6 protein-coding genes are annotated in these 6,739 nt (G+C 41.2%); 4 read left to right on the top strand and 2 right to left on the bottom strand.

What is annotated here, in order from left to right; genetic code table 11:
• Positions 1–209: 209 nt before the first annotated feature.
• The gene (locus tag L692_RS0100880) at positions 210–1,094 is read left to right on the top strand and encodes an alpha/beta fold hydrolase (protein WP_025696341.1); all 885 of its coding nucleotides are present in this window, start codon (positions 210–212) and stop codon (positions 1,092–1,094) included.
• Between the two features lie 173 nt (positions 1,095–1,267).
• Here L692_RS0100880 and L692_RS0100875 read toward each other — a convergent pair whose 3' ends face one another.
• Entirely contained in the window at positions 1,268–1,774 is a 507-nt protein-coding gene (locus L692_RS0100875; RefSeq protein WP_025696340.1) for a MerR family transcriptional regulator, read from the bottom strand.
• A gap of 179 nt (positions 1,775–1,953) precedes the next feature.
• On the opposite strand from L692_RS0100875, the gene L692_RS0100870 reads away from it, so the two are divergent.
• Both L692_RS0100870 and L692_RS0100865 read left to right on the top strand, forming a co-directional pair.
• The gene (locus tag L692_RS0100870; RefSeq protein ID WP_025696338.1) at positions 1,954–2,811 is read left to right on the top strand and encodes an SDR family NAD(P)-dependent oxidoreductase; all 858 of its coding nucleotides are present in this window, start codon (positions 1,954–1,956) and stop codon (positions 2,809–2,811) included.
• A 981-nt stretch (positions 2,812–3,792) separates the two neighbouring features.
• Complete coding sequence (locus tag L692_RS0100865; RefSeq protein ID WP_025696336.1) at positions 3,793–4,272, top strand: hypothetical protein; 480 nt, start codon at positions 3,793–3,795, stop codon at positions 4,270–4,272.
• A gap of 64 nt (positions 4,273–4,336) precedes the next feature.
• On the opposite strand, the gene L692_RS31565 is transcribed toward L692_RS0100865, so the two are convergent.
• Entirely contained in the window at positions 4,337–4,834 is a 498-nt protein-coding gene (locus tag L692_RS31565) for a hypothetical protein (RefSeq protein WP_156940267.1), read from the bottom strand.
• Positions 4,835–5,446: 612 nt separating this feature from the next.
• On the opposite strand from L692_RS31565, the gene L692_RS30440 reads away from it, so the two are divergent.
• Complete coding sequence (locus tag L692_RS30440; protein ID WP_025696334.1) at positions 5,447–6,409, top strand: copper amine oxidase N-terminal domain-containing protein; 963 nt, start codon at positions 5,447–5,449, stop codon at positions 6,407–6,409.
• Positions 6,410–6,739 lie beyond the last annotated feature (330 nt).

Below are 6,739 nucleotides of genomic sequence, written 5' to 3'. Positions count from 1 at the left end.
GGAACGCTTGAGGGGATGTCTGATGGAGGAGCGCCAACAGCCGGTTTAGTCTGTTCGTCTTCTCATCGGAGGGAGCTGTATCATAAATAACGCAGGCTGAATACCTAAAAAAGTAAACGGTGAAGATCAATCGCGGTGAACCGTATCATAAGTAGGGGCAAGTTTTTCATGATAAAATGAGTAGAAAATTTCAAATTCTGAGGTGTCCTATGGGATCTATCTTTAAGAGCAGAGCAACCGAAGAAGAATACTACCATTGCTACGAAAAAAGTTTAGAATGGTTTGGATTAGAGGGGACATCACGCTATATTGCGACAACATTTGGAGATACTCATGTACTATGTTTCGGTGATCCGCGTAAGGAGCCGTTGATTCTCCTTCATGGAATGACAATGAGTAGTACGATGTGGTTCCCCAACATAAAACATTTGATTCAAGAGCGTTGCGTGTATGCGGTTGACATTATGGGGGATTTCGGTAAAAGCAAACCTACTGTTGTCATAAAAAATCGGAGGGCCGCTAACCAGTGGATTCTTGAAGTTTTGGATGCAATGCAGTTCAATAAGGTAGATTTGGCAGGCCACTCAATGGGAGGATTCTTATCCTTAAATTTTGCACTTGCTTATCCGGAACGTGTATCAAAGCTGTTGCTTTATGCCCCTGCCGGAACTTTCCATAGAATAAGTTTAAAATTCTTTATGAAAATTTATCCTGCATTATTGTTTCACACAGAGAAATGGATCGACAATGCCTTTTTATGGTTCTCAGGCAAGGGGGAGTCATTACACCCTGTATTTCGCTCTCAAGTCATCGCGGGTTACCGCCATGCGAAACCACGTCTGCAGGTGATGCCCTCTGTATTTGGCGAACAGGAATTCCATAATTTTTACATTCCTACGATGCTCCTTATAGGAGATAAAGAAGTAATATACCCGGCCGAGAAGGCAATGGCTAATGCTAAGCGTTTAATTCCTAATCTTGAGACCCATTTAATTGCTGGAGCAAGCCATTCCCTAACTATGGAGCATGCGGATGTTGTGAACGAACTAACACTTTTCTTCTTGCAAAAGGAGAATGACACTATAATGGGCTAAAACATGCCGTTAAAAGACTGCGCGGTGAACCGTATCACAAATAGTGGTAAAGCAGAAAATCGAACTGAACGTTGATACTGCAATGCTGTGCACTCATTAAGGTGCTTAGAGCATAGATATTTCTTAAAGGCCGCCAAAGTCTCCTGCACTTTCTCTCTTATGATGTTTCGAGCTTATTTTACGGAAGCCGGTGGCTTTCCCGTTTTGGCTGATACAGAAAAATAACTCATCTCAACAGGTGAGACGGGCTTTGATTTCGGTTCCCCCCTCAGTTTCTCCGACACGCAGTCCTGGCTTTCATCTGAGTAGTCCCGGCGGTATCTTCCCTCCTCCAGCTTCATGTCGATAAAATCGACGACCTGCTGCAGCGAGGCGATTTGGCTGACGATATTTTCCCGGTGGCTCCTTATGTGCTCCACCAGCTCGGGATATTCCGCGGGATCGGCGTCGGCGGAGACCGCCAAAAACGGCCGCATTTTCTCCAGCGACATCCCCGTTTTTTTCAGGCAGGATATCAGCCGGATCGTATTGATGTCCTCCTGCCGGTAGATGCGGTGCCCGTTGTCCTTTCGGTCCGCCCGGGGTAGCAGCGCGATCTTTTCGTAATAACGGATCGTATCCTCGGAAATTCCGGTTTGCTCGGCGGTTTGCTTTATTGTAAAGGTTTGCTCTGCCATCATCCTGTTCCCTCCCGGAGATTGCTCTTTTTGTGCATTATACATCTTGGTGCTGGCTCCAAGTCAAGTCTCTTATCCTTAGGACAAAAACTTTGCTTACGCGCCTTGACTTGGAGTCGACTCCAAGTTATAGAATGTGCGCTATCAGGGGAAAATATCCCGACTTCAGGAGGAGACGTACAATGAACACGAACCAACGTGAAAATATCGCACTGATTACAGGCGCAAGCAACGGGATCGGGTTGGAATTAACACGGAAGTTGCTGTCGGAGGAATGGCAGGTGGTTGCTTTGAACCGTTCCGACTTTCCTGCGGATGATATGAGAATCCAAAAAGCTATCAATAATGGATGGCTTCGCATTTATAAAATAGCGGATCTCGCCGATTATGCCAGCTTGAGACGTACTTTGGAAGAGATCAAAGGAAAGGAGCGGCGGATCGACATCTTGTTCAACAATGCCGGCGGGAGCTTTCCCGAGCTAAGTTATTCGAAACAAAGGCGTGAGAAACATTATGAACTGATGACGGTCGTTCCGTATATCATTCTGATGGAATTGAAGGAACTCTTAAAAAACGGCGGCTTAAAAACGGTGGTCAATACCTCATCTTCAGCACTAAACTATGTGAAAGAGTTTAATATCGAAATCCTGGAACGCCCCAAAACCTTCCGCAAACTGCTCGGTCCTTATGCCACTTCAAAGCTGGCGCTTTCGCTGTGGACTCAGGCTATCGCATCGCAGCTTGCCAAGGAAGGCATTATGATCCGCAGCGTTGACCCGGGTGGCAATAATACAGTAAGAAAAGGAACAAAATCCGGACTGCCCATAGTGGTTAATTTGCTAATGAAGCTGTTTTTCTCTCCGCCTACCCACGGCGCGAACCTGTTGTATGAGGGGGCCCTCAGGGAACACCGTAATGAGACCGGCGTGTTTTTGCTGAAAGGTCAGGTTGCAGATTTAAAATTTAAAGATCAAGCGCGGAACGTTTTGGAAAGAATTCATGCGATTTACAAACACGAATTTCTTGGTGAGCGCACCTGAGGACATGCTCCTTCTTTCATCCGCGAATCTCAAAATATCTACGGAAGACGATTCCTTTATGGAATTTGCTTTATAAGTGAATGAAGTAAGTTGAACCGTATCACAAATAGTGGTAAAGCGGAGAATGCAGATATTGATCAGAAAAGATGACATGACATAACAGCATTTTGAATAAGAAAGGGAGGCTAGATATAATACTAGCTCTCCCAAATGGTATAGTTTTTTTGCCTATTTTAATCGTCTGATCCATAATAATGGTTCTTACCATGTTTAGATATTATGTTAATCAAGTTCTTCTTGGCTAATACCAAGGAGCCCCATGAAGAAACTTTCTGCCTACTACAACCGATCGCATCTGCAATTTCTCGTGCACTCATAGCCTCGTGCATTTCAAGTGAGCTAATCAAACCTAATATTTTTATCTCAACTTCAACATAGTTACCTTGTGTTTTAGGCAATTCTATTATTTGGCGGATAAAGTGAATTTCAACATTTGTTTCGTCTGAAAACAGTTCATTACAATTACTCAGATCTATAAAAATAGGAAGAATTCTATTATTGTCAAAGGTATGGGGTTTTCCTTTTAGCTTTGGGGAAATCGTTTTAAGGCATTCGTAATATCCTCCAAGTAACAGAGTGGTTTTTCCTGACCCTCGTCTAAAAAGGATGAGTTATTAAGCTAACAGGAGTATATATACATTTAGATTTTGGAATTTAATAACCAATTCTACATATTAAAGGGCTTATTGGAACATAATATTACATAGAGGAGAATTGGAGATTTAATGCGTAAGGAAATTAATATTATCGTAAACTGATGTTCACATGCACTTTAAAAGGTTGTATAATAAAATCAGGAAAATAATACATTTTATAGTGGGATCTTTTCCTTTACGGACCTTATCCATTCGTTCAACATTTTAGTGAATATAATGTTTTAAAGTAGGAAATAATTGTTGGTATAGAAAGGGTGGGGATAATATGTTTAAAAAAATAGGCTTAATAGCCTTTGCAGTGACTATTATTTCAGGAGCGGTATTAATATCCAATTCAAAAGCAGACACCTATCCAGAAATGGAAACCGTAAATAAGACAGTTAAAAATCCTGTTAACACTAATTTTTCAACAAATAACGTGAAATCCGTAGAATCCGAAGAATCAGTAAAAAACGTAGAATCCGTAGAATCAAAAATCGCAAAAGGGTATTATAGTCAATTCTATACACCTCATGGCATGTTCGTGCGAGCAGATGAACAAAGTATCTTTAAGGAATCGGAGATAGCAAGAAATATAGATGAAATCGGGCCTAATACGAATCAACTAATTTTTGAAGGCGAGTTTTTTTTAAAAGTAGATGAAGCAGAATTTTCTAAAAATTATCCCAATTCGTTGCTCTTAGGTAAAACCTTAAATGATGAAAACCCGACTGATACTGATGTTCCATCAAGTTCATCAAAATAGTAATTTCACTTCATAAAGAAGGAGCCATTGTTTTCGACAATGGCTCCTTCTTGGCCTTCTTGTTTTACTTAATCATTGATTGATCCATATCCACTAGCAGTTGTAACTCTCCAATATTTTTTATTTCCAAAGCATAAGTACCCGCTTGAACATTGTCAAAAGTTATTGTTTTAGTAGCACTTGAATAGTTACCAGCGATTGGTATGCTATTTTTTTCAGAAGCTCTCAAAATATACTCAATAGATACAGTTCCGCTACCATAAGAGGGATACTGGGCAAGTTTTACCGTTATATTTCCGTAAGAGTAATGGTTGAACCATGCTGTAGTTGTAAAGTCATTAACTGAAAGAGGTCCAAAGGAATAGTTTGTTAATAGAGAGAATGGTGACACAATTGGGTCCATATCTTCTTCTGTATAATTTGTGGTAACAACTACCGAACTAACTGCATACGTGCTAGTTTCTGCTACCGGTTCAGCAGCATAAGTGCTTGGAACAATAAGGGTTAGTAAAGAAGCAGATGCTAGCAGAGACAATACCATTTTTTTAGATTTAGTTGCCACCTATAAACTAATATATCCATTTTATGTTATCAATAGAAAGAGTATGCTTTTTTTCTCATATTCAAAATCAGGTCTTTTCACCTTTATTTTTGTCCCTATCTATATAGATTGAACCTGTGATTTTTTATTTTGGAATTAGCGTGACTCCAGAGAATGTTTGGACTTCCGGCAGTTGATGTCCCCAGATTTCTTGATTTGTACCGTTATTAACGGTAGAAATCCGGTGACAAAGGCGGACGCTATCGCTCCTACAGTTCCAAACTTCTCCTCCGTCCCTCTTCCCTTATAAGATATTTTCAAGTTCAATTTATATAGTCTCAAAATCCCTTGATCTTAAACTAACTGGAAACCTGAGTTTAGCAAGGCGCGCTCTTTACAAAGAGGAGGCCCTCCCACCAAGGATGGCCTAAAAACTTGCCGTTACAGCTATCGCGGTGAACCATATCATAAGTAGGGCGAAACTATATCAGCTACTATTTTTTAAATCTAACATGGTTTAATATGGAAGCATATAGTAGTGAAGGGGCAAGTAGCATCATCGGTAGTTGCGACAGAATTAGCAATGGCTATGAATGACTGAAAATGGGTAGACACCTAAAAGGGGGCATTGTGTTGAAAAAATGGTTCGTTCTATGTATGGTACTGATTATGATATTTAGCTTGGGAGTTCTTCCTGTCTCAGCGGACGGAAAGGGAGCCCATATTTTTGTGGACGGGCAGCCCCTTCCATCGAGAGCAATATCGAAGAATAATGTATCGTTCGTCCCTTTTCGTGAATTATTTGAGAAGCTTATTCTGAGTGTTGAATATAATGCGAAGCAGAAGCAAGTCACAGGTACGAAAAGCGGCCTTAAAATTTCCTTCACCATCGGCAGCAAAACAGCTTATGTAAATGGCGTGAAAAAAAGCCTGCAGGCGGCCCCCTTTTCTCAGAACGGTTCGACATTCATCCCGGTTCGTATTGTAGGGGAAGCAACGGGGAATGCTGTCTATTTCGCTCCGGAGGTAAACATCATTCAAATTAATAGTCCTTCCTTCACAGGAGCATCTTACGATATTGACGGAACTTATATTGCACTTAATGTAGACGGGACTGTCTCGCTAGCCGCAAGTCTGGAATCGGAGGAACTGCGGGAATTGGCAGAAATTCAGGCGATACAGAATTCGGTAGATAACTTCCCTAAGGTGCGCATTGTTGGAGTGCCTCCTACAGCCGAGCAAGCTAAGGATCCTGGATTCAAGGGATATCCGGATTATTTTGACGAGAATTATGTAATTGCTGCAGGGAATAAGGAGAAGCTCCCCCCGCTTATGAGCGAGGGCTGGATTTCATTGTCGATGCTCTCGGAGATTGAAGGAGTGAACAATCTTGGCAGCAGTGAACCTAACACGATAGTGATAGGAAAATATGCCGGAGTAGAATTTATCAGAGTCAGCATTGTTCTGACCGATGAGTATAAGAAAGCCAAAGAAGGCGATTTCGTGCTGAGTGGTATTCACGTCAAGAAGTATAAAGGATTAATGTACCTCAGTATTGATGATTTGCAAGCGGTTGGACTTATTGGAGTGCAATGATTTAGAAGATCATAGAAATACCGAAAAGCACAAGCCGCTGACTTGTGCTTTTTGAGCGGACAGGTTGAAGTTGGACTGAATAGTAGACACAGAATATACTAAAAGGGTCATCAAATATGGTGGAGAATAATACATTGTAAAAAAGAAGGTAACCGAATAAGGTGTGGTCTTATCACTTTTTATGTGACTTTATAATTATCTTGTAGTCAAAAACTTGCCGCTTCAGCTATCGCGGAGAACCGTATCACAAATAGCCAAACAACTTTACTAAGATCTTTTTAGTTATCCCTCATTCAATCCAATCCCCATAGCAGCAATAACTTCCCTTGT

It is taken from the genome of Paenibacillus forsythiae T98, assembly GCF_000520735.1.
Taxonomy (GTDB): Bacteria; Bacillota; Bacilli; order Paenibacillales; family Paenibacillaceae; genus Paenibacillus_AQ; species Paenibacillus_AQ forsythiae.
This window is presented reverse-complemented; position numbering and strand designations above follow the sequence as displayed.